Below are 724 nucleotides of genomic sequence, written 5' to 3'. Positions count from 1 at the left end.
CCACCATCTTCGACCACCCCACCCCCCACGCCCTCACCGACCACCTCCTCACCCAACTCACCCCCAACACAGCCGACTTGGGACAGCAGGAACAGGTTCAGGGCGCGGCCGGGGAGGCGGAGATCCGCCGGGCGCTGATGGGCGTACCGCTGAGCCGGCTCAAGGAGGCGGGGCTGATGAAGCCCCTGCTTGTCCTGCTGGGGTTGGAGGACCCCGACGCCGAGGAATCCGCGGGCAGCGCGGCGTCCGCGGCGGGTGAGGACGCCATCGACGGGATGGCCGTCGAGGACCTCCTCCAGATCGCCCTCGGCACCGATTCCTGAACCGATCTTTGAAAGCAGGGGACGAGCATGGCTGCATCGAACGAGGAACTCATCCGCGCACTCCGCGTCTCGCTGAAGGAGCGGGACCGGCTCCAGCGGGAGAACCAGCTGCTGACCGAGGCCTCCCGCGAGGTCTCCCAGGCGGCCCGCGAGCCAATCGCGGTGGTCGGGATGGGCTGCCGCTTCCCGGGCGGGGTGCGGTCTCCGGAGGAGCTGTGGGACCTGGTCGCGGCGGGCGTCGACGCCACTTCCGAGCTTCCCGCTGACCGCGGCTGGCCCGAGGACCTCTACGACCCGGATCCCGAGAGGCTGGGCAAGTCGTACGTCCGGCGCGGCGGTTTCCTGGACGATGTGGCGGGTTTTGACGCGGAGTTCTTCGGGATCTCCCCGCGTGAGGCGCT

1 protein-coding gene and 1 pseudogene are annotated in these 724 nt (G+C 69.9%); both read left to right on the top strand.

What is annotated here, in order from left to right; all coding sequences use genetic code 11:
* Positions 1–323: pseudogene (locus RMT89_RS40535) on the top strand (polyketide synthase); the annotation flags it as partial.
* A 27-nt stretch (positions 324–350) separates the two neighbouring features.
* Positions 351–724, top strand: a 374-nt coding sequence (locus RMT89_RS40530) for a beta-ketoacyl synthase N-terminal-like domain-containing protein (protein ID WP_315888756.1), incomplete at its 3' end; no start/stop codon positions are given.

The sequence above is a fragment of the Streptomyces sp. P17 genome, assembly GCF_032436805.1.
GTDB lineage: Bacteria > Actinomycetota > Actinomycetes > Streptomycetales > Streptomycetaceae > Streptomyces.
This window is presented reverse-complemented; position numbering and strand designations above follow the sequence as displayed.